This window comes from Azospirillum sp. UENF 211521, from assembly GCF_058780535.1.
Genome location: NZ_JBSNCF010000002.1, coordinates 1,434,177 through 1,453,557 on the forward strand (window position 1 = coordinate 1,434,177; position 19,381 = coordinate 1,453,557).

The following is a 19,381-nucleotide window of genomic DNA, read 5'->3' on the forward strand; positions in this document are numbered from 1 at the left end:
TCGTCAGCCGCGCCGCGCGGCCTCGATCGCGGCGACGTCGATCTTCGTCATGCCCATCATCGCTTCGAAGGCGCGCCGCGCTTCCTCGCCGCCGGCCGCCAGCGCCTCGGTCAGCACGCGCGGCGTGATCTGCCAGGAGACGCCCCAGCGGTCCTTGCACCAGCCGCAGGCGCTTTCCTGCCCGCCGTTTCCGACGATGGCGGTCCAGTAGCGGTCGGTCTCCTCCTGATCGTCGGTGGCGATCTGGAACGAGAAGGCTTCGGTGTGCTGGAACGTCGGCCCGCCGTTGAGGCCGAGGCAGGGAATGCCGGCGACGGTGAACTGAACCGTCAGCACGTCGCCCGCCTTGCCGGACGGATAGTCGGCGGGCGCGCGGTGAACGGCCCCCACCGAACTGTCGGGAAAGACCGTGGCGTAAAAACGGGCCGCGGCCTCCGCGTCCGTATCGTACCAGAGGCAGATGGTGTTTTTGGCGGTCGTCATGGCGTGTCCCTTCCCTGTCGGAGCGTTGCCGATGCGCGTGAGGATACGCCCCCGCCCTTGTTGACGGGAAGGTTGCAATCCCTTTTGCAGAGGTGGCCCATGAGCGACCCGAAGACGCCGGACGACGCCGGCGTGCATCCCCCGCGCAGCTACGACCCCGACAGCCAGAAACCGGCCAGCGATCGCCCCAATGATCGGGACGAGGCCGCGCCCGGCACGCCGGGAACCGGCGAAAACATCGACCCCAGGACCGGCGAGACCTTCACCGAGGGCATCGGCGGCGCCTGATTTCCGCCGTCGCCGCCCGCCTTTATCGTCCGGCGGCTAAAGCCTGCATGGTCACGCGGGCGGCGCTGGCGATGTGCTCGTCGTAGAGCTGGCGCGTGCGCGCTGTGTCGCGGGCGGTCATCGCCTCGAAGATCTCGCGAATTTCGCGGATCGTGTTGGGCAGCCGCCCCGGCTCGGCCAGCGACACCCCGCGCAGCAGCTGGATGCGGTTGTGCAGCGCCTTGAGGATCTGCGCCATCGTCGGGTTGCCGCAGCCGGCGATCAGCGTGTCGTAGAACATGGTCTTCGCCGTGCGGATGCGCGACGGCACGCCTTCCGCCGCCGCCGCTTCGAAGGCCGCCATGGCGTCGGCGAGGATTGCCCACTGTTCCGGGCTGGCCTGGGCGATGAACTCCGCCGCAGCCAGACTCTCCAGCGCCCCGCGCACCTGATAGATCTGCCGCACGTCCTCCGCCGTCAGGGTCACCACCTCCAGCCCGCGCTGGGGCACGTTGTGGACCAGCCCCTCCGCCTCCAGCTGGCGCAGGGCCTCCCGCAGGATCGGACGGCTGACCTGCAACGTCTCGCACAACTCGCGCTCGACCAGCCGGTCGCCGGGGGAATAGCGCCCGTCGGCGATGGCCGCGCGCAACAGGTCGATCACCTGCTGGCGCAGGGGAGCGGCGACGCGGACAATATTTATCGGCAAATTTGACATAAAATTTCTCTTCTTGTCAGACAGTATGACGATCTGCTTGCGCCACACTACCACCTTCGATTAGCATACGTATCAACGACGATCCAAGGTGGCGGCCCAGAGGGCCAAACGCCACACCCACCACACCATACCATCACCTCGCACACAGGAGGCAGGCGTGCAGCGGAGTGCACAAGCGAGCGCCGATTCAAAAAGCGCCGGCGAGCCTGAGGCGGCGTCCGATCCCAACCGGCAGAGGCGCCGCGAACGGCTGCTCCAATTGGGCACGCTGGTCCTGCTGCTCGCCGTCTGGGAATTCGCGGCGCGCGACGCCAACAAGCTGCTGGTCGCGGTGCCCAGCGACATCGCCATCGCGACCTGGGAGCTGCTGCTGAACGGCGAGCTGTTCTGGGCCACGCTGGACAGCATGTCGACCTTCGTCCTGGGCTTCATCATCGCCTCGATCATCGGCATCGTGGTCGGCTTCGCGATGGGCACGAACCGCACGGTGGAGGTGATCCTCGATCCCTACATCAACGCGCTCTACGCCATGCCGCTGGTGGCGCTGATCCCCATCCTGATGCTGTGGGTGGGCATCGGCTTCCTCGCCAAGATCACGATCATCATCCTGTTCGCGGTCTTCCCGGTGATCATCAACACGGTCACCGGCGTGAAGAACGTCGACCGGCATTATCTGGACATCGGCAAGGCCTTCATGGCCTCGCGGTTCATGGTCTACCGCCAGATCATCGCGCCCTACGCCCTGCCCTACGTGGCGAGCGGCCTGCGCATCGCGCTCGGCCGCGGCATCATCGCGATGATCGTGGCGGAGTTCCTGACCTCCATCTCCGGCCTCGGCGGCCTGATCATCAACTACACCAACGCGTTCGAGACGGCCAAGGCCTTCGCCCCGGTCCTGGTGGTGGCCCTGCTCGCCAACGCGCTGACGGTTCTCGTTCAAAAGGTCGAAGAGCGTTTCGGCCGCTGGCGCCGCCGCTGAGCGGCCCGCCTCCCCCCACACCCCACGCGCCCCACACCACACCGGATTTGAGGAAGGAAGAGGGATCATGAGCATGATGTCCCGTTCGCTGAAGGCCGCCCTGCTGGCGGGTGCCGTCTCCGTGGCGATGAGCACCGCCGCGCTCGCCGCCGACGCGCTGAAGATCGGCATGCCGGCCAAGATGTTCCTGAACCTCGTCGAGTTCGTCGCGCAGGATCAGGGCTTCTACGAGAAGAACGGCCTGACGGTGGAGCTGGTGCACATCGCCGACAGCTCCATCCCCGTGCGCTCGCTGATCGCCGGGGAGCTGGACGTCAGCCAGGCCGGCATGTCGGAGACGCTGGCGGCGGCCGACAAGGGCGGCGCGCTGAAGACCATCGGCGGCGTCCACACCGGCCTGCATTACGCCTTCTACGCCAACGCCGCGTCGGGCGTGAAGGACGTCACCGACCTGCCGGGCAAGAAAGTCGGCATCTCCTCCCCCGGCTCGCTGCCGCACGTCGTCATCACCGCCCTGATGCGCCAGGCCGGCATGAGCGAGGACCAGATCAAGTCGGTCCAGTGGGTCTCGCTGAAGGGCTCCTCGGCCCGCATCAACGGCATCCTGACCGGCACCATTGACGCGACCGTCTCCAACTACGACCCGAAGGCCGCGCACGACAAGAACGCCAAGGTGCTGTTCGTCGTCTCCAAGAAGCTGCCGAACTACGTGATGACCCCCTGGGACGTCAACGACGCGACCATCGCCAAGAAGCGCGACGTGCTGAAGCGCTTCGTCAAGGCGGAGCTGGAGGCGACCCGCTGGATCTTCGACAACGAGAAAGGCGCGCTGGACGTCGCGAAGAAGCACTTCGACTACAACGACGAGCAGCTCGCCGAGTTCTACGAGTTCTACAAGGTCGGCGGCATCTGGAACCCGAACGGCACCGTCACCGCCGATCAGGCCAAGTACATGCAGGAGCTGAACGTCGAAGGCGGTCTGCAGAAGGCCGTCCACCCGGCCGAGAAGGTGCTGGACACCAGCATCGTCCAGGAGGTGCTGGCGGAGATCGGCAGCTACAAGCAGCCGTAATCCTCCCGTCGGGGCCGGCGTCGCACCGCCGGCCCCTCCCCCGCTTTGCCCCATTCCGCCCGCCGTCCCGCTTCAAGACCCGGTGCCGTCCCATGCCCAAGCTGTCCGTCCGCAACCTGACCAAGCGCTTCCCGGTGTCCGGAGGGCCGTCGATGACGGCGCTCGACGGCGTGGACCTGGACGTGGAGGAGGGTGAGTTCATCGCCTTCGTCGGGCCCAGCGGCTGCGGCAAGACCACGCTGCTGCGCATCATCCAGGGGTTGGAGACGGCGACCAGCGGCGAGATCCGCATCGACGGCAAGCCGGTCACCGGCCCCGGCCACGACCGCGGCTTCGTCTTCCAGCAATACGGCCTGCTGCCCTGGCTGACCGCCGCCCAGAACATCGGCTTCGCGCTTGAGGCCAAGGGCATCCCGCCGAACGGCCAGGGCGAGACGACGGAGCGCGTGCTCGCCACCGTCGGGCTGAAGGGCTTCGGCGACCGCTTCCCGCACCAGCTCTCCGGCGGCATGCAGCAGCGCGTCGGCATCGCCCGCGCCCTGGCGATCGAGCCGGAGATCATGCTGCTGGACGAGCCGTTCGGCGCGCTCGACGCGCTGACCCGCGAGATTTTGCAGAACGAAATGCTCGGCCTGACCGAGCGCATGGGCAAGACGATCCTCTTCGTCACCCACAGCGTGGACGAGGCCGTCTGCCTCGCCGACCGGGTGGTGGTCATGTCGCCCCGCCCCGGCCGCATCCGCGAGATCGTGCCCATCGACATCCCGCGCCCGCGCGCCAGCCTGGGCGAGGCGCTGCGCGACACGCCGGAATACGTCGCCAAGCGGCACCAGCTGTGGAACCAGCTGATGGACCTCGTCTGAGCGCCCCCCTTCTCCGGAACCCAGGAGGTCCCATCGTGTCAGTCACCCCCGACGATCACGAGTGGCAGTACAACCCCCGCCATTCCGTCCCCGACTTCGCCCGCCACGCCGAGCGCGCCGCCGCGCTGAGCCGCGCCGCCCGGGAACGGAACGCCGGACGGTACGATATCGCCTATGGCGACAGCCCTCTGTCCACGCTCGACGTGTTTCCGGCGGCAACGCCCGGCGCCCCGCTGCACGTCTTCCTGCACGGCGGCTATTGGCGCGGGCGGGACAAGGCCGACTACAGCTACGTCGCCGACGCGCTGGTGCCGCGCGGGGTGACGACCGTGGTCATGAACTACGACCTGTGCCCGGCGGCGACCCTGCCGGAGATCGCCCGGCGCACCCGCGAGGGACTGCGCTGGATCCACCGCAACGCCGCGGCGCTCGGCGGCGATCCCGACCGTCTCACCGTGTCGGGCCATTCCGCCGGGGCGCATCTGATCGCCATGGCCCTTGCCGACGACGCCGGGGCCGACGACGCCGGGGCGGACCGGCTGGAGGATGGCGCCATCAAGGCCGCCGTCCTGATCAGCGGCATCTACGAACTGGCGCCGGTGCTGGGCATCACCGTCAATGAGACCATCGGGCTGCGCCCGGAGATGGTCGACGGGGTCAGCCCGATGCGCCACCCGCCGTCCACCGCCACGGCCCTGACGGTCGTCGTCGGTTCGGCGGAGACGCCCGCCTGGATCGCCCAGTCGCGCGACTTCGCCACGCTGTGCCGGGGCCGCGGCTCGCGCTGCTCCTATCACACGCTGGCCGGGGAGGATCACTTCTCGATCATGGCACGGATGGAAAGGCCGGACGACGCGCTGTCGCGGCTGGTGCTGGATGCGGCTGGAGTAAAAGAATGATCGTCATCGATGAAACCGCCGCCCGCCGTCTGGTGTCCCCCGCCGACGCCATCGACGCCATGGACATGGCCTTCCGCGAAGTCTCCCGCGGGCAGGCGCGCAACTTCCCGGTGGTCCGCGAACGGCTGCTGCCGGGACCCGACGTCTACGGCATCAAGGCCGGCGGCGACCTCGCCATCGGGCTGCTCGGGCTGAAGATCGGCGGCTACTGGACGGGCAACCGCGCCCGCGGCCTGACCAACCACCAGTCCACCACCGTGCTGACCGACCCGGAGACCGGTTGCCCGACAGCACTGGTCAGCTCCAACCACCTGACCGGGCTGCGCACCGCCGCCGCCTGCGCCATCGGCATCCGCGAGTTGGCCCGGCCCAACGCCCGGGTGCTCGCCCTGATCGGCACCGGCGGACAGGCCGCGCACCATCTGGAGGCGGCGCTTCTGGTGCGCCGCTTCGACCGCATCCTGGTGGCCAACCGCGACCGCGCGCGGGCCGAGGAACTGGCGGCCTCCTTCGCCGGACCGGTCCCTGTCGAGGTGGTGGACGCCGAGACGGCGGCGCGCAACGCCGACGTGCTCATCACCCTGACCACGGCGCGCGAGCCGGTGGTCCAGGCCGGCTGGGTCCGCCCCGGCACGCACATCTGCGCCATGGGCGCCGACACCGCCGGCAAGCAGGAGCTGGACCCGATGATCCTGCTCGGCGCCTCCGTCTGGGTGGACGACTGGGCGCAGGCCTCCACGCTCGGTGAATGCCAGCACGCGCTGGCTCTCGGGCTGGCCCGCGAGTCCATCCGCGGCACGCTGTGCGACGTGCTGGAGGGCAAGGCGCCCCGCCGCACCGACGCGGACGAGATCACCGTCTTCGATTCCACCGGCATGGGCATCCAGGATCTGGCGATCGCCGCCTGGGCCGTCCGCGCCGCCGACAGCGACGCCGGGGCCGAAGCCGGCCCCACCATCCACCGCATCGATTTAGCGCGTTAACACCCAAACTGGGCGCCGCCCGAGGCCGACATGCAGTTGAAGAATGTGCGCATCGCCGGGAAGATTCTCGGCATCGTCGTGGTGCTGGGCACCGTTTCGGTGTCCACCGCCCTGGTCAGCGGCTATGGCCTCGCCACGCTCGGCGGGGAATTGAACCGGGTCGAGGAGGCGGGCCGCGAGGCGACGCAGGGCGCCCGGCTGAACCGCTATCTGGTCGAGCTGAGCCGCGCCGAGTACCAGATGGGCGCCAACCCGGCCAGCGTCGCCACCATCGAGGCCGTCGTCGCCGACCGCAAGGCCGAGGTCCGCGCCCATCTGGACCACGCCCGCACCGCCGCCGACGCGCAGCAGCGCCCGCTGCTCGACGGCATCGAAAGCAAATACGCCGCCTACGTCAGCAGCCTGGACGACACGGTGGCGGCGGCGAAGAAGCACGCCGACATGGGCATCACCTACGCCCGGCGCGAGGTGCTGAACAACGTCTCCGGCAGCCAGGAGTTGGTCGAGGGCCTGATCCAGTCGGTCCAGGAGTACAACGGCCTCACCGTTGCCAAGACGGCGCGGATCTCCGAGGAGGCGGAGGCGCTCGCGGACCGGACCACCTGGCTGATCGCCGCGGTCGCCCTGCTCGGCATCCTCGCCAGCGGACTGATCGGGCGCTGGCTGTCGGCGCGCGGCATCGTCGGCCCCATCGTCGAAGCGGTGTCCTGCCTGCGCCGTCTGGCCGGCGGCGATCTGGCGGTGGTCATCACCGGCGCCGACCGCCGCGACGAGGTCGGCGACATCGCGCGGGCGCTCGCCGTCTTCAAGGACAACGCGCTCGACCGCCAGCGCATCCAGGACGAGCAGGAGGCCGAGGCCCGGCATAAGCTCGACCGCGCCGAGGCGGTCGGCGCCACCATCCTGCGCTTCGACCGCGAGGTCGGCGAGGCCCTGCACGTCATGAAGGACGCCGCCGCCGCTCTGGAGGCCACCGCCAACTCCCTGTCCGCCGGGGCCGAGCAGGCGTCGGAGCGGATGACCGTCGTGGGTGCGGCCGCCGAACAGACCGCCGCCAACGTCCAGACGGTCGCCGCCGCGACGGAGGAGATGACCTCCACCGTTCAGGAGGTGTCGCGCCAGATGAACGAGGCGCGCGGCTTCGCCGACGAGGCGACGCGGCAGGCCCAGCAGGCCCAGCAGCGGGTCGGCGCCCTGACCGAATCCGGCCAGCGCATCAACGAGGTGATCGACCTCATCCAGGGCATCGCCAGCCAGACCAACCTGCTGGCGCTGAACGCGACCATCGAGGCCGCCCGCGCCGGGGAGGCCGGCAAGGGCTTCGCCGTGGTGGCGAGCGAGGTCAAGCAGCTCGCCAACCAGACGGCGCAGGCGACCGACGAAATCCGCAGCCAGGTCGGCGCCATGCAGGAGACCATCGGCGGCGCCGTGTCCGCCATCCAGACCATCGCCACGGTGATCTTCCGCCTGAACGAGATGGCCACCGCCGTCGCCGCCGCCGTCGAGCAGCAGGGGGCCGCCACCGCCGAGATCGGCCGCAACGCCGTCCAAGCGGCGCAGGGCACGGCGGAGGTGACGGGGACCATCGGAACGCTGCGCGTCGCCTCCGAATCGACCGCCGCCGGATCGGCGCAGGTCCTGCAATCCGCCCGCGAGGTGGCCGGCCGCGCCGTGGCCCTCAAGAGCAGCGTCGACGCCTTCATCGCCGAGGTGAAGACGGCCTGATCCCTCCCCGTTCCGTCGGCCATGATCAATGGGTTGAGCGGCGCGTCAGCAACCGCCAGAATGCGACGGGCGAGACGACCGGCGGCCTCCGCCGGTTTCCCTCCTGTGGGCTTGACCGCAGGACCGGTTGGGAGAGGATCACGATGACGGTTGACGGCGCGGCTCGGACCATGAGCTTTGGATCACTCTACCGCCATGGGATGGCCCGGGTCGCCGCCTGCACGACGCCCTGCACGATCGCCGACCCCATGGCGAACGCCGCGGCGGTGCTGGACAGCGTGCGGGAGTGCGACGAACAGGCGGTCGCGATCGCGCTGTTCCCCGAACTGGCGCTGTCCGGCTACGCCATCGACGACCTGTTCCTTCAGGACTGCCTGCTCGACGCGGTGGAGAAGGCCGTTACCCACCTCGTGGAGCAGTCACGCGACCTGATGCCGCTGATCCTCGTCGGCGCGCCGCTGCGCCACGCCGGCCGCGTCTACAACACGGCGGTCGCCGTGCATCGCGGCCGGCTGCTGGGCGTGGTTCCCAAGGTCCATCTGCCCAACTACCGGGAATTCTACGAGCGCCGCCATTTCGCCTCCGGCGCGGGCACCGAGGGTGGGACGATCCGCATCGGCGTCCACAGCGCACCCTTCGGCCCCGACCTGCTGTTCCAGGCGGAAGACCTCGACGGGCTGGTGGTCCACGCCGAGGTCTGCGAGGATCTCTGGGTCGCCGTCCCGCCCAGCTCCGAGGCGGCGCTGGCCGGGGCGACGGTGCTGGCGAACCTGTCGGCCAGCAACATCACCATCGGCAAGGCGGAGACCCGCCGCCTGCTCTGCAAGTCGCAATCGGCGCGCTGCATCGCCGCCTATCTCTACTCCTCCGCCGGCGCCGGGGAGTCGACCACCGATCTGGCCTGGGACGGGCAGGCGTCGATCTTCGAAAACGGCGAGACGCTGGTCGAGACCGAGCGCTTTCCCAAGGGCGCCCAGATGGCCGTCGCCGACGTCGACCTCGACGTGCTGCGCCAGGAACGGCTGCGCATGGGCACCTTCGACGACAACCGCCGCTCGCACGGGACGGCCTTCCGGCGGGTCGCCTTCCGCGTCGATCCGCCCGGCGGGGACCTCGGGCTGCGCCGCAACGTGCCGCGCTTCCCCTTCGTCCCGGCGGCGCGGGAGCGGCTGGAACTCGACTGCTACGAGGCCTACAACATCCAGGTCGCCGGGCTGGTCCAGCGGCTGCGGGCGACGGGCATGCCGCGCATCGTGATCGGCGTGTCGGGCGGGCTTGATTCCACCCACGCCCTGATCGTCGCCGCCCGCGCCATGGACCTGCTCGACCGGCCGCGCACCGACATCCTCGCCTTCACGATGCCGGGCTTCGGCACCAGCGACAAGACCAAGGGCAACGCGCTGCGCCTGATGAGCGCACTCGGCGTGTCGCACCACGAACTCGACATCCGTCCCGCCGCCAACCAGATGCTCAAGGACATGGACCACCCCTTCGCCCGCGGCGAGGCGGTGTACGACGTGACCTTCGAGAACGTCCAGGCGGGTCTGCGCACCGACTACCTGTTCCGCCTCGCCAACCAGCGGGGCGGCATCGTGCTGGGCACCGGCGACCTGTCGGAACTGGCGCTCGGCTGGTGCACCTACGGCGTCGGCGACCAGATGGCCCATTACAACGTCAATTCGGGCGTCCCGAAGTCGCTGATCCAGCATCTGATCCGCTGGGTCATCGGCTCCCGCCAGTTTCCGGACGAGGTGCTGGGCACGCTGGGCGACATCCTGTCCACCGAGATTTCGCCCGAACTGGTCCCCGCCGGCAGCGACCGCGCCCTGCAGAGTTCGGAAGCCGTCGTCGGCCCCTACGAGCTTCAGGATTTCCACCTGTTCTACACGCTGCGCTACGGGCTGCGCCCGTCGAAGATCGCCTTCCTCGCCCTGCACGCCTGGGCCGACCCGGCGCGCGGCGACTGGCCGGCGGGCTATCCGGTGGAGAAGCGCAGCGCCTACACGCTGGCCGAAATCCATTCCTGGCTGCGCGTCTTCATCCAGCGCTTCTTCGGCTTCAGCCAGTTCAAGCGCTCGGCCATGCCGAACGGGCCGAAGGTGACGGCGGGCGGCTCGCTGTCGCCGCGCGGCGACTGGCGCGCGCCGTCCGACGGCAACGCCCGCATCTGGCTGGAGGAGCTGGAGCGCGAGGTTCCCAAGGAGTAACCGCTACCCCGCCGAGCCGGTCCGTTCGTTCATCACCAGCCGGCCGGCCGGCCAGGAGCGGACCAGCCCGGCGGCGCGCAGTTCCGGCAGGGCGCGGGCAACCGCGTCGTGCGACAAGCCCGTCGCCTCGACCAGCGCCGGCCCCGACTTCGCCCCAGCCGCCAAGGCGCGCAGCACCGCCGCGGTCGGCGCTTCGGCCTGGGTGAGCGCCGCCTCGCTACGGGCGGGCCGGTTCGCCCGGCCGGCGGCGACCAGCGCGGCGATGGCGCGGAGTTGCCCAAGACGATGCATCGCCTCGGGGCGGCAGTCCTCGCGCAGGGCCAGCGCCGTGTGGCAGCGGGCGATCTCCCGCGCCAGGGCCGCGAGATCAGCGGCACGGTCCTGCACGAGGCACAGAGCCACCTCTTCCGCCAGGGTGTCCAGGTCCGCGTCGGCCTCGTCCCAGCGGCCGGCCGCGACGGCGTCGAGGACGTCGTCGGCCAGGGCCCGATACGCCTCCCCGCTCATGGACAGCCCTCCGTGTTCAGCTCCGGCCAGTTTTGCGGTTCCCAACGCGCCGCAACCCAGCCGGGCTCCGGCGCGTCGATGGGAAGCGACAGCCGGCGGATGCGCGACTTCTGCGCCGGGTCGGCGCGCGGCTGGAAGAACAGCGCCACCCCGCAATCGGTGATGCGCTTGTCTTCCTCCCCGTCGGCGTCGCAGACGCGGTTGAAGCGGTGCGAGAAGGCCATGCTGTTCGCCACCACCACCCGGCACGACCCGGCGCGGGAGGACTCGTCGCCGGCCTGGGCCTGCCACCGCTCCTCCGTCAGGCCGGCGTCCATCACCGGGGTGACGATCCAGTCCAGCAGCTTGGCCCGGCACAGCCACGCCGCCGGCTTCTCGCGCCCGAGATCCTCGCAGATCATCACCGCCAGACGGCCCATGTTGGGCAGCTCGACGATGGTGACGCCGTCCCCCGGCGCGATGAACTCCTTCGCCGCGTCGAGCAGCCGCCCGTCCGGACCGCGCACGTCGTACGAGCGGCACTGGTCGGCGTCGAGGTCCCAGCAGTGCAGCTTGGTCTGGCGGATAATCTCGGCCCCCGTCCGGTCGAGCAGGACCGCCGTGCTGCGCGGCTTGGCATCCCCCTCCCCGTCCTGCCGGACCCCGACGAGGACGTAGCGGATCGGACCGTCCACCGCGTGACGCCGCACCGCCGCCTGGATGGCGCCGAGCGTCGCGGGACCGGCGGTCACCTCGGGAAAGACGATAAGGGCCGCGCCTTCTGCGGCCAGAGCGTCGATGGCCGACACCGCGCGGGCGCCGAGATCGCCGGGAACGGCGGCGTACCAGTCCGCGCCGTCCTTGGCAAAGGTCCGCAGGGCGAGGTCGTCCTCGGCCAGCGCGAGCGGAACGACGCCGACGATGGGCGCCCAGTCGGGATCGCTGGGGCACTGGTCGGCGAACTCGGCGATGCGATGGAAGGCCAGCGAAACGGGCCTCTCGCCCTCCTCGCCGTGGGGGCACTCCGCCGCGAGGGTCGGTGGAAGCAGAAGCAGGGTGTGGAACAAGTCGGCCACGTCGAAGGACTCGCGCAGGGGCGTGACCTCCCGGATGTTCACCGAGCGGTCGAACAGGCCGGGCCGCAGGATGAGCTGACCCTCGGCAACGTCGCCGTTGAAGCGCCCACGCCGTTTGTACCATTGCCGCGCCCGCAGATGACCGTCGGACAGTGAGCTTTGCGTCAGGAAGCGCGAGGCCAGCGGCGCGAACCATTGGTCGATGGCCTGGGCCGCCAGCACACACCGGTCCAGCGGCCTCCCCTCGCCGGACGTATCGACCCAAGACTTGAGCGCATCGGCGCCGTCGTCAGCCTCCAACAGCGCCATCAGCCGGTGCAGCACACCGCCCGCATCGTCCGGTGCGAATTCCAGGCGCTGCGCGGCGCGTTCGGTCTCCTTCGGGTCTCGATCCAGTTGGTGCCGCAGCACAACGAACAGATCAGCCAGATGCATGCCTTCAACCACGCGAAGCGATGGATTTGAGCGGACGCCATCGGCATTTCCCTTTCCCCAGAGGGGAGAGGGCTAAGTCACCTCAAGCGCCCACATCCGTCCTGTTGAACAGCACGGCGGCGGCTTGGTTTCGCCGTTACGTTGTCAGGTGATGGCGCGCCGGACCTCCGCGCGCCGCGGCGCCGGAACGGCGACGCGCCCATGCAGCCACGCCGGAAGCGCCAGACTGGCGACCGCCAGGACAGTGATGGCCGTCTTGCCCAGCACGCCCACCGGCCGCACCGCCTCGTCGATCAGCACGATCCCGTAGGCGAGCACGACATGGTACGCGTAGACCTGCAACGAATGGCCGCCGAGATAGCGCAGGAAGCGCAACAGGAAGAGCCGTTGCAGGGCCTGCCCCGCCCAGCGCGCGGCGGGCGACGCGGCATCGACGCCGGCGGACAGCAGCCACGTCACCAGGAAGGCCAGCGCCGCGAAGTTCACCAGGAAGATCAGGCTGAACTCGGTGCGGTCGTGCAGGCTCCAGAAGCGCGCCGCCATGTCCTCCGGCACGAGGTCGAAGGTGAAGGCCAGCCGCCACGCCATGAAGGCGAGCACGACATACAGCGCGATCCGGGCGAGCAGCGTGCGGTCGGGAGACAGCCAGGGGCGCAGGTCGATCCGCTCCGCCGCCATCAGCGTGCCGATCACCAGCCCGGTCACGAACACGATCTGCCACGCCAGCGGGTTGAAGTGCCCGCGCAGTTCGAAGCCTGGAATGACCGAGCCGGCCAGCGCCTCCAGCGAGGCGGCCAGCGGCAGATGCAGGCCGAACTGCACCGCCGCCCACAGGGCGAAGCTCCCCGCGATGACCTCCCCGCCCTTGCCCGCGAGCGTCAGGCGGATCAGCAGCGGCGACGCCGCGAGGTACAGCGTGTACTGCGGCAGGATGTCCATCAGCGCCGGCTGGTGCAGCAGGAGCAGGACCGCCGGCAGCGCCGGGCCGAGCGCGCTGCCCAGTTGCGACTCCCAGCCGCTGCGCGCGCCGGGGATCAGCAGCGCCATCGCGACGACGGCGGCGAAGACCGCCACTGTGTACAGGTAGAGCTGCCAGACGCGGGCGCGCAGGCGCTTCCCGGCCTCCTCGTCCCGCCCGGCAGCGTAGAGGCGGCCGTAATAGAGCCCGACGATCAGCCCGGAGATGAGGATGAAGCCCTGCGCGTCCTCGACGAAGGCGAGTTGGTTGTGATTGACCAGGGCAACCGGGTTTCCGCCGTCGAACCAGATGTGGTTCACCAGCATGAACACGAGGAAATAGCCGCGCAGGCCATCCAGAAGATGGTGCCTGGTCATAACGCGTCCCCCACCTATTCGTCCGTATTCCGAATACAGACGAGCCCGGCAAAGCATCCCTTTTGACGAGGAACGAAATGGGGTTAGCCGCCCCCTCGCTTAGCGATGCATTAACCATGATCGCCTGACCATGGCTCCCGGACAGCGTGCCTCGACGAGGCGAACCAGGGGAGCGTGGCTCATGACGGGACGGGTGCTTGGCGGACTGATGGCCGCTTGGGTGTTGTGGAGCGGTGCCGCCGCCGCGTCGGCGCTGTGCCCGGTCCCGCCCGGCGCGGATTCCGCGGCCACCGGACTGGTGCACAGCCGGGCCGCCCTGGCCGCCGGGCAGCCGCTGACGGTCGTCGCCATGGGGTCGTCCAGCACGGAAGGCGTCGGGGCCACCACCATCACCGCCACCTACCCCGCCCAGCTCGACGCCATTCTGGAGCAGCGTCACGCCACCTCGGCCATCCAGGTCCTGAACAAGGGCATCGGCGGCGAGACGGCGGGGGCCAACCTCGTCCGCTTCGACAAGGACGTGCTGGCCGCCAAGCCGGACCTCGTGGTCTGGCAGGTCGGAACCAACGACAGCTTCCAGAAGGTGCCGCTCGACGCCTTCGCCGCCACTCTGCGCGACGGCATCGCCCGCATCCGCAAGACCGGCGCCGACGTTATCCTGATGAACCCGCAGTCCTTCCCCGGCGAGGCCAAGGTCGACTCCTACCCCGCCTACGCGTCGACCGTGGTGGCGCTCGGCCGCGAACTCGATGTGCCGGTGCTCGACCGCTACCGCATCATGGCGTGGTGGCTGGAGAGCCGGCACTTCGCCGCCGATCAGGTGCTGAGCACCGATGGCCTGCACCTGAAGGATCTCAGCTACCGCTGTCTGGCGGAGTTCGTCGCTGACATGATCGACACCCCGCGGGTGGTCAGCGAGAAAACCGCGGCGCGCTGAGCGTCTCCAAACATCCCTCTCCCGCCCCGGGAGAGGGTGCCCGCGAAGCGGGCGGGTGAGGGTCGCGCGAGGATCAAGACACCAATCCTCGGCAGTACCCTCACCCTTCCCACGCCTGCAGCGCGGGCCCCTTCCCTCTCCCGGGACGGGAGAGGGACTATCGTTTCCCAATCAGACCACCAGTTGCGCGCCGAGGAACTGCCGGAGTTCCGGGGTGCGGGGGTTGCCGAAGACCTCCTCGGGCGGGCCGATCTCGTGCACGCGGCCCTGGTGCATGAAGACGACCCGGTCGCAGACCTCGCGGGCGAAGCGCATCTCGTGGGTCACCATCATCAGCGTCATGCCATCGGCGGCCAGTTCCTTCACCACCGCCAGCACCTCGTTCACCAGTTCCGGGTCCAGCGCGGAAGTGATCTCATCGCACAGCAGGGCCATCGGCTGCATCGACAGCGCCCGCGCGATGGCGACGCGCTGCTGCTGACCGCCGGAGAGCTGGTCGGGGTAGGCGTCGAACTTGTGGCCCAAGCCCACCCGCTCCAGCATGCGGCGGGCCATCGCCTCCGCCTCGCGCGCCGGCGTCTTCTTGACGACCATCTGCGACAGCATGACGTTGCGCCCCGCCGACAGGTGCGGGAACAGGTTGAACTGCTGGAAGATCATGCCGACCTTCAGCCGCAGCGCCTTCAGGTGGAGGTCGTCGTTGATGAGCTGGGCGCCGGCCACCATGATCGAGCCGTCGTCGATCATCTCCAGCCCGTTGACGCAGCGCAAAAGCGTGCTCTTGCCCGAACCGCTCTTGCCGATGATGGCGACGACCTCGCCGCGCTCGACGTCCAGATTGATCCCCTTCAGGACTTCGACGTCGCCGAAGCGCTTCTTCACCTCAGTGATTGCGATGAGCGACATTGAGCTTCCTTTCCAGAATCTGGCTGCTCTTGGACAGGGGCCAGCACAGCGCGAAGTAGATCAGGGCGACCAGCCCGTAGACGGTGAAGGGTTCGAAGGTCGCGTTGGTGACGACCGTGCCGGCCTTGGACAGCTCCACGAAGCCGATGATCGAGGTCAGCGCCGTGCCCTTCACCACCTGCACGGAGAAGCCGACGGTGGGCGGGACGGCGACCCGCACCGCCTGGGGCAGGATCACGTAGCGCATCTGCTGGACGTAGCCCATGCCGAGGCTGGCCGACGCCTCCCACTGGCCGCGGGCGACCGATTCCACGCAGCCGCGCCAGATCTCCACCAGGAAGGCCGCCGTCCACAGGATCAGCGCCAGCCCGGCGGCCAGCCAGGCCGGGACGTCGATGCCGAACAAGCCGAGCCCGAAGAAGGCGAGGAAGAGCTGCATCAGCAGCGGCGTGCCCTGGAACAGCTCGACATAGCCCTGGACGAAGATTTGCCCGACCCGCGCCTTGCCGATGCGCAGGTAGAGCAGCGCCATCCCCAAAAGCCCGCCGCCGATGAAGGAGACCAGCGAGAGAAGGACCGTCCAGCGCGCCGCCAGCAGCAGGTTGCGCAGGATGTCCCACAGGGTGAAGGTCATCATCGCGCGGCCCTCCGCGGGAACAGCTTGTTTCCGACGCCGCGCAGCGCCTGCCGAAGCGCCAGCGCCAGCAGCAGATAGAGGCCGGTGGTCAGGAAATAGCTCTCGAAGGCGCGGAAGGTCCGCGACTGGATGAAGTTGGCGGCGAAGGTGATGTCCTCCGCCGCGATCTGCGACACCACCGACGAGCCGAGCATGACGATGACGATCTGCGACGACAGCGCCGGCCAGATCCGTTGCAGCGCCGGGATCAGGACGACGTGGCGGAAGGTCTCGAACCGCGTCATGGCGAGGCTGGCCCCGGCCTCGAACTGGCCGCGCGGGGTGGCCTCGATGCCGGCGCGGATGATCTCGCCGCTGTAGGCGCCGAGGTTGATGACCATCGCCAGGACCGCCGCCTGGAACTCGGTCATCTGCACGCCGAGCGACGGCAGGCCGAAGAAGATGAAGAACAGCTGGATCAGGAAGGGCGTGTTGCGGATCAGCTCGACGTAGGCGACGACCGGCGGCCGCAGCCAGCGCGGCCCGAGCGACCGCGTCCAGGCGCAGGCGATGCCCAGCGCCACCCCGAACAGCGTGCCGATCAGGGTCAGTTCGACCGTCGTCACCAGCCCCTTCAGGATGACGGGCCAGTATTCGGCGATCCACGAATAATCGAAGCGGTAGGTCATGCGGCCCTCCGGTCAGCCCCCCGTACGCCGGGCCGCCGTGGGGCCGAAGCCACCCGCGGCGCCCCGGCCTTATCGTCTTCAGAGGTCCTTCGGCAGGTCGGCGGACAGCCACTTCTGCGCGATGGCGTTCAGCGAGCCGTCGGCCTTGGCCGCCGCCAGGATGCCGTTCAGCTTCTCCAGCAGGGCCGGCTGCTCCTTGCTCAAGCCGATGTAGCAGGGGGAGTTCTTGATGAGGAACTTCAGCTCCGGCCGCTTCGGCGGGTTGCGGGCGAGGATCGCCGCCGCCACGACGTTGCCGGTCGCCACCACCTCGACCTGACCGGACAGGAAGGCGGAGATGGTGCCGTTGTTGTCCTCGTAGCGCTTGATGACCGCGTCGGCCGGGGCGATCTTGGTCAGCTCCAGATCCTCGATGGCGCCGCGGGTCACCCCGACGGTCTTGCCGGCCAGATCCTCCGGCTTCGCGGCGGTCACGCCGGCCGGGGCGAAGACGCCGTTGAAGAAGGGTGCGTAGGCGTCGGTGAAGTCGATGACCTTCTCGCGCTCGGCGTTCTTGCCGAGGCTGGAGATGACCAGATCGACCTTGTTGGTCTGCAGGAAGGGGATGCGGTTGGCGCTGGTCACCGGCACCAGCTCCACCTTCACGCCCATCTTGGCGCCGATCAGCTTGGCCACGTCGATGTCGTAGCCGAGCGGGGTCATGTCCGGGCCGACCGAGCCGAAGGGCGGGAAGTCCTGCGGAACGGCGACGCGCAGCGTGCCGCGCTTGGTGATGTCCTGAAGGGCGTCGGCCCGCGCGGCGGGGGCCTGGGCGATGGACAGGCCGGCGACGGCGGCGACGGCCAGGGCGAGCAGGGTCCTGCGCTTCATGTCTCTAACTCCTTTTTGGCTGGATGGGCCGGTTCTGGATGGAATGGGTTGCGTGAAAGGGTCAGGCGGGGGCGCCGGGCGAGAGGATCTCGCGCAGGCCGGCCAGGGGATCGGGGGCGGCGGCGAGGTCGAGTCCGTCCTCGACGCGCCGGATGTGCTCGTCCATCAGCCGCGCCGCCCCGGCGTAGTCGCCGTCGGCCAGCAGCGTCACGATGCCGGCATGGTCGTCGCTGGACGCCGCGGCGTCCTGGTCGGACTGGTAGAGCATCGAGACCAGCGTCGTGCGTGCGGTCAGGTCGCGCAGGATGTCGGTCAGGAAGGGGTTGCCGAAGGCGTGGGCGAGGTGGATGTGGAAGTCGCCGAGCAGGCAGGTGCGTGAGCCGACATGGCCGGTGTGCAGCGCCTCGCGCTCTTCCTCGACATGGGCGCGCAGGTGGGCGACGGCGTCGCCGCGCAGCGTGTGCTCCGGAAGCGTGTGCAGATCGCGCAGCATCCCGGTCTCGATCACCCGGCGCGCCTGGAAGGCGGCCCGCGCCTCCGTCGCCGAGGGCTCGACGACGAACCAGCCGCGCCGGGCGCTGACATGGACGATGCCGCGCGTCTCCAGCCGCATCATCGCCTCGCGCACGCGGGTGCGGGATACGCCGTAGACCTCGGCCAGCTTCGCCTCGCCCAGCCGGGTGCCGGGCCGCAGCCGGCCGCCCAGGATGGCGGAGATCACGCTGTCTTCGATGCTGTCGGGAAGCTGGGTCATCAGGCTGCCGCACCAATCTTGTATACAAGACTGTTGAGCAAGCGGCGTGCCAACCGGAAAAGCGCGGAAACGCTGGGGACCGACCCTTGTCGCGATCAAAAATTGGGCATGATGCCGACCTGATTAAGCCTTATGCACTCTTCTGCGGCATCGCCTCGTTGCGCTTGCCCCGGATGGTGGAGGACGGCGGCGGAAAAGGCGGAACCAACGGCCGCCAGCTCCAGTTGGGCTGAGGGACTCTCCCGCTTCGCAAAGAGGACCGTTCCCATGGCTCGTGCAGCCACCCATTCCCTTGCCATCGTCACCGGGGCGTCCACCGGCATCGGGCTCGAACTCGCCAAGGAATGCGCCCGGAACGGCTTCGACCTCCTGATTGCCGCCGACGATCCGGCCATCGAGGAGGCCGCCAAGGAGTTGCGCGCGCTCGGCGTCACGGTGGAGACGGTGCAGGCGGACCTCGCCACCCTCGACGGCGTCGACACACTGTGCGCAGCGGTGAAGGGCCGGCCGGTCGACGCCCTGCTCGCCAACGCCGGCCACGGGCTGGGCCACGGCTTCCTCGACCAGGACTTCCAGGAGGCCCGGCACGTCATCGACACCAACATCACCGGCACGCTGTACCTGATCCAGAAGGTCGGGCGCGGCATGCGCGACCGCAAGCGGGGCCGCATCCTGATCACCGGCTCGATCGCCGGCTTCATGCCGGGCACCTATCAGGCGGTCTACAACGGCACCAAGGCCTTCATCGATTCCTTCTCCTTCGCGCTGCGCCACGAGATCAAGGACTCCGGGGTGACGGTCACCTGCCTGATGCCCGGCGCCACCGACACCGAGTTCTTCGAGCGCGCCGGCATGGAGGACACCAAGATCGGCCAGGGCAAGAAGGACGACCCGGCGATGGTCGCCAAGGTCGGCTTCGACGCGATGATGCGCGGCGACGGCGACGTGGTGGCCGGCTGGAAGAACAAGCTGCAGACCGCCATGGCCGCCGTGACGCCGTCCGGCGTGCTGGCCGAGCAGCACCGCAAGCAGGCCGAGCCCGGTTCCGGCCACCACTGATCGATACCCGCCCGGCCCCCTT

20 protein-coding genes are annotated in these 19,381 nt (G+C 69.3%); 10 read left to right on the top strand and 10 right to left on the bottom strand.

The window, feature by feature from the left end; translation table 11 throughout:
* Window positions 1–3: 3 nt before the first annotated feature.
* Window positions 4–483 (bottom strand): VOC family protein, encoded by a 480-nt coding sequence (locus ACWPN5_RS23280; protein ID WP_492297608.1) that lies wholly within the window; start codon window positions 481–483, stop codon window positions 4–6.
* Window positions 484–582: 99 nt separating this feature from the next.
* Between ACWPN5_RS23280 and ACWPN5_RS23285 the strand changes: the two genes are divergently transcribed.
* Window positions 583–771 (top strand): hypothetical protein, encoded by a 189-nt coding sequence (locus ACWPN5_RS23285; RefSeq protein ID WP_145689462.1) that lies wholly within the window; start codon window positions 583–585, stop codon window positions 769–771.
* Window positions 772–793: 22 nt separating this feature from the next.
* Here the strand turns inward: ACWPN5_RS23285 and ACWPN5_RS23290 are convergent, their stop codons facing one another.
* Window positions 794–1,468, bottom strand: a complete 675-nt coding sequence (locus ACWPN5_RS23290; RefSeq protein ID WP_211111340.1) for a GntR family transcriptional regulator — start codon at window positions 1,466–1,468, stop codon at window positions 794–796.
* Window positions 1,469–1,625: 157 nt separating this feature from the next.
* On the opposite strand from ACWPN5_RS23290, the gene ACWPN5_RS23295 reads away from it, so the two are divergent.
* The 7 genes from ACWPN5_RS23295 (at window position 1,626) to ACWPN5_RS23325 (ending at window position 10,196) form a co-directional block, all read left to right on the top strand.
* Window positions 1,626–2,447, top strand: a complete 822-nt coding sequence (locus ACWPN5_RS23295; RefSeq protein WP_492297610.1) for an ABC transporter permease — start codon at window positions 1,626–1,628, stop codon at window positions 2,445–2,447.
* 67 nt (window positions 2,448–2,514) lie between these two features.
* The gene (locus tag ACWPN5_RS23300; protein ID WP_492297611.1) at window positions 2,515–3,519 is read left to right on the top strand and encodes an ABC transporter substrate-binding protein; all 1,005 of its coding nucleotides are present in this window, start codon (window positions 2,515–2,517) and stop codon (window positions 3,517–3,519) included.
* Window positions 3,520–3,611: 92 nt separating this feature from the next.
* Window positions 3,612–4,382: an ABC transporter ATP-binding protein gene (locus tag ACWPN5_RS23305; protein WP_492297612.1), complete on the top strand. Its 771-nt coding sequence runs from the start codon at window positions 3,612–3,614 to the stop codon at window positions 4,380–4,382.
* Window positions 4,383–4,417: 35 nt separating this feature from the next.
* A complete protein-coding gene (locus tag ACWPN5_RS23310) occupies window positions 4,418–5,281 on the top strand; it encodes an alpha/beta hydrolase (RefSeq protein ID WP_492297614.1) in 864 nt (287 codons plus the stop codon).
* The gene (locus ACWPN5_RS23315) at window positions 5,278–6,264 is read left to right on the top strand and encodes an ornithine cyclodeaminase family protein (RefSeq protein ID WP_492297616.1); all 987 of its coding nucleotides are present in this window, start codon (window positions 5,278–5,280) and stop codon (window positions 6,262–6,264) included. Before ACWPN5_RS23310 ends, ACWPN5_RS23315 begins: the two co-directional genes overlap by 4 nt.
* A 30-nt stretch (window positions 6,265–6,294) precedes the next feature.
* Window positions 6,295–7,989 (top strand): methyl-accepting chemotaxis protein, encoded by a 1,695-nt coding sequence (locus ACWPN5_RS23320; RefSeq protein ID WP_492297618.1) that lies wholly within the window; start codon window positions 6,295–6,297, stop codon window positions 7,987–7,989.
* 170 nt (window positions 7,990–8,159) lie between these two features.
* The gene (locus tag ACWPN5_RS23325; protein WP_492297619.1) at window positions 8,160–10,196 is read left to right on the top strand and encodes an NAD(+) synthase; all 2,037 of its coding nucleotides are present in this window, start codon (window positions 8,160–8,162) and stop codon (window positions 10,194–10,196) included.
* Window positions 10,197–10,199: 3 nt separating this feature from the next.
* Here the strand turns inward: ACWPN5_RS23325 and ACWPN5_RS23330 are convergent, their stop codons facing one another.
* The 3 genes from ACWPN5_RS23330 to ACWPN5_RS23340 form a co-directional block, all read right to left on the bottom strand.
* Window positions 10,200–10,703: a hypothetical protein gene (locus ACWPN5_RS23330; protein ID WP_145689470.1), complete on the bottom strand. Its 504-nt coding sequence runs from the start codon at window positions 10,701–10,703 to the stop codon at window positions 10,200–10,202.
* A complete protein-coding gene (locus ACWPN5_RS23335; protein WP_492297621.1) occupies window positions 10,700–12,193 on the bottom strand; it encodes a nitrilase-related carbon-nitrogen hydrolase in 1,494 nt (497 codons plus the stop codon). The genes ACWPN5_RS23330 and ACWPN5_RS23335 overlap by 4 nt, the downstream gene beginning before the upstream one ends.
* Window positions 12,194–12,337: 144 nt before the next feature.
* Complete coding sequence (locus ACWPN5_RS23340; protein ID WP_492297623.1) at window positions 12,338–13,528, bottom strand: OpgC family protein; 1,191 nt, start codon at window positions 13,526–13,528, stop codon at window positions 12,338–12,340.
* A 181-nt stretch (window positions 13,529–13,709) separates the two neighbouring features.
* On the opposite strand from ACWPN5_RS23340, the gene ACWPN5_RS23345 reads away from it, so the two are divergent.
* Window positions 13,710–14,465, top strand: a complete 756-nt coding sequence (locus tag ACWPN5_RS23345; protein WP_492297625.1) for an SGNH/GDSL hydrolase family protein — start codon at window positions 13,710–13,712, stop codon at window positions 14,463–14,465.
* A gap of 171 nt (window positions 14,466–14,636) precedes the next feature.
* Here the strand turns inward: ACWPN5_RS23345 and ACWPN5_RS23350 are convergent, their stop codons facing one another.
* The 5 genes from ACWPN5_RS23350 to ACWPN5_RS23370 all read right to left on the bottom strand — a co-directional run bounded on the left by ACWPN5_RS23350 (window position 14,637) and on the right by ACWPN5_RS23370 (window position 18,300).
* Complete coding sequence (locus tag ACWPN5_RS23350) at window positions 14,637–15,371, bottom strand: amino acid ABC transporter ATP-binding protein (RefSeq protein WP_014197879.1); 735 nt, start codon at window positions 15,369–15,371, stop codon at window positions 14,637–14,639.
* Window positions 15,349–16,008, bottom strand: a complete 660-nt coding sequence (locus ACWPN5_RS23355; RefSeq protein ID WP_492297627.1) for an amino acid ABC transporter permease — start codon at window positions 16,006–16,008, stop codon at window positions 15,349–15,351. The genes ACWPN5_RS23350 and ACWPN5_RS23355 overlap by 23 nt, the downstream gene beginning before the upstream one ends.
* A complete protein-coding gene (locus ACWPN5_RS23360) occupies window positions 16,005–16,676 on the bottom strand; it encodes an amino acid ABC transporter permease (protein WP_035677589.1) in 672 nt (223 codons plus the stop codon). Before ACWPN5_RS23360 ends, ACWPN5_RS23355 begins: the two co-directional genes overlap by 4 nt.
* Window positions 16,677–16,754: 78 nt before the next feature.
* Entirely contained in the window at window positions 16,755–17,546 is a 792-nt protein-coding gene (locus tag ACWPN5_RS23365) for a transporter substrate-binding domain-containing protein (RefSeq protein ID WP_035677591.1), read from the bottom strand.
* Between the two features lie 61 nt (window positions 17,547–17,607).
* The gene (locus tag ACWPN5_RS23370) at window positions 17,608–18,300 is read right to left on the bottom strand and encodes a GntR family transcriptional regulator (RefSeq protein ID WP_200476450.1); all 693 of its coding nucleotides are present in this window, start codon (window positions 18,298–18,300) and stop codon (window positions 17,608–17,610) included.
* 267 nt (window positions 18,301–18,567) lie between these two features.
* Here ACWPN5_RS23370 and ACWPN5_RS23375 point away from each other — a divergent pair, with 267 nt between their 5' ends.
* Window positions 18,568–19,359 (top strand): SDR family NAD(P)-dependent oxidoreductase, encoded by a 792-nt coding sequence (locus ACWPN5_RS23375; protein WP_492297630.1) that lies wholly within the window; start codon window positions 18,568–18,570, stop codon window positions 19,357–19,359.
* The last annotated feature ends 22 nt before the right edge of the window (window positions 19,360–19,381 follow it).